The sequence below is a fragment of the Romboutsia sp. genome, assembly GCF_051659545.1.
In the GTDB taxonomy this organism is placed as follows: Bacteria; Bacillota; Clostridia; order Peptostreptococcales; family Peptostreptococcaceae; genus JBOFOR01.
Genome location: NZ_JBOFOR010000138.1, coordinates 1 through 2,521, shown reverse-complemented (window position 1 = coordinate 2,521; position 2,521 = coordinate 1). Strand labels below are relative to the sequence as shown.

Here is a 2,521-nt window from a genome sequence, read left to right as displayed (position 1 = left end):
TAGAAGATTTATACTTTGCATTTGAAAATAAAGTTGATAGCGAATATTTTTTAGGATCTCTAGTATTAAAAAGAACAAAAAATAAAGAATATGCAGAATATGAAGTTTTAGATGGTCAACAAAGATTAACTACATTTTTTATGATATTAGCTACAATAAGAGACTTATTAGACTTAAAAGAACATAAAGAAACTATAAATAAAATGATATATCAAGAAAAAAATGAACTATTGAATATACCTGCTAGAGAAAGAATAACATATCAAATAAGAGATAAAGTAGAAGGATTTATAGAGAGATTTATAGTATCTGAAGGAGGAACATTAAATACAGAAGAGCTAGAAGTATTATCACAGTCAGAAAATATTTCTATATCTAATATGTCAGAAGGACTTATAGTGATAAAGGATATATTAAAAGATAACAATGATTTATCTAGATTTACTACGTTCATATTAAATAAAGCATTATTTATATATGTATCAACAGATAATACAGAAGATGCATTTAGAATGTTTACAATATTAAATGATAGAGGAATTCCATTAACTTCAGCAGATATACTTAAATCTATAAATGTAGGTGCAATAAAGGGTAAAAAAGAATTAAAAAAATACTCTAAAATATGGGAAGATATAGAGTCTAAGTATGGTGATGAATTTGATAGATTTTTAATGCTAGTAAGAAATATAATAGTAAAGCAAAAAGCTAATAGTAATCTTTTAGATGAATTTGAGCGAAATATATATGAAAAAAATAGATTAGAAAAAGGTATACAAACTATAGATTTATTAAGTAAATATGATGAAATATATGAAGATATAATAGATATTGGGAACAAAAAATTAAGTAATCAATATAAAAATTTGATAACTATAATGAAAGTTGGAATTCCATCACAAGACTGGATTCCTCCACTTATGTGCTACTATGAAAAATTCAATACGTACAAATTAGATGAATTCTTAACAAAACTAGAATATAAATTTTCAGGAGACTGGATAAATCAAGAAACACCAACGAAGAGAATAGATAACATGAACAAAATAATGAAGGCTATTGATAGTACAAGAAGAGATGATTTAGATGAATTTACAGACAGTGGAGTATTTGAAATAGATACTGACATATACAGAAAAATAGTAAGTGGGGATATATACAAAAGAAAATTTAGTAAATATCTTCTTTTAAAAATAGAATACTTGATGACAGACGATACAGTGTACTTATCAGGGTATAAGACTATAAGTGTAGAGCACATATTACCACAAAATCCTAAAGAGGGTAGTAAATGGATAGAGGATTTTAGCAATGTTGAAAGAAAATTTTGGATTAATAAAGTTGCAAACTTAGTACTTATAAGTAAGAAAAAGAATTCTAGATTAAGTAACTTAGATTATGCTGAAAAGAAAAAGAGGTATCTAGAAGATAGAGTAGATGCTTTTAAAGCTAATAAGATGTTTTTAGATTTTAATAGTGTATGGACACCTGAGGTACTTGGTAACAGGCAGGATAACCTGGTTGAGATGTTAGCAGAAAACTCAAAAGTAAAAATAGCTGAATTAAATTATTAATAAAAATACGGGCAGGAAGTGGAGTAGGTGTACCTACTCCGTTTTGTTATGTAAAATATTCAATTCAGATGTAATATATTTATCAAGAGCATAAACAATTAAATTATTAACACTTCTTTTCTCATGCTTTGCAAGAGTCTCCAACTTACATTTAAGCTCCTTTGGAATCGTAAGAGAAGTTCTTGTACTAACTTCCTTATTAATCATAGTATCACCTCAAAAGTATTATATCCAAAAAATTCCGTTCATAACACAGTGATTTAAGCAAAACCTAACAGTAGCATTACATATGCATCACTATGATACGGAGGTAACATTATGCCGGCACCACGATTAATAATACCAAGAGAAAACTTACTTGAACTAATAAATAAAGGATACAATCAAAAGGAAATGATAAAAGAACTAAACATAGCTAGAGATACACTAGTAAAATTACTAAAAGAAAACAACCTAAAAATAAAAGGTAAACCAGATGAAAATATAGGGCAAAGATTTGGTAAATTAGTGATAATAGAAAGAATTCAAAACTCAAAAGATTCACGAAAAGTATATAAATGCAAATGTGACTGTGGAAATATAACAGAGGTAAAATTAAAATACTTGTATAATGGAGATACAAGAAGCTGTGGATGTTATAAAGATTTTAAGAAATACCAAGAAAAAAACTATAATGAAGCCTATAATAAAGTAGGTGAAAAACATGGATTACTAACTATAGTTGATATTGAAATAGCAAAAAACAAAAAATACTACAAAATGGTTTGTAATTGTGAATGTGGTAATATAGTAAAAAGAGCATATGGAAGTCTACTAAGGTATGAGATTCCATCTTGTGGATGTTATGCAAGAGAGATGAGTAGCATAAGAATGTGTGAAAATATTTTAAGTCATTTTAAAAGTAATAGAAATAAAAGTTGGTACTTCAAGAAACATGGAAAAATTAT

The 2,521-nt window shown here is 26.9% G+C and carries 2 protein-coding genes and 1 pseudogene; 2 read left to right on the top strand and 1 reads right to left on the bottom strand.

Annotation, left to right across the window (positions count from 1 at the left end):
* The coding region (locus ACRC03_RS07870; RefSeq protein WP_438652015.1) for a DUF262 domain-containing protein at nt 1-1,574 on the top strand (1,574 nt) is incomplete at its 5' end.
* Nucleotides 1,575-1,607: 33 nt separating this feature from the next.
* Here the strand turns inward: ACRC03_RS07870 and ACRC03_RS07865 are convergent.
* Nucleotides 1,608-1,781 (bottom strand): ribbon-helix-helix domain-containing protein, encoded by a 174-nt coding sequence (locus tag ACRC03_RS07865; RefSeq protein WP_438652014.1) that lies wholly within the window; start codon nt 1,779-1,781, stop codon nt 1,608-1,610.
* 111 nt (nt 1,782-1,892) lie between these two features.
* Here ACRC03_RS07865 and ACRC03_RS07860 point away from each other — a divergent pair.
* A pseudogene (locus ACRC03_RS07860) lies at nt 1,893-2,521 on the top strand (hypothetical protein); the annotation flags it as partial.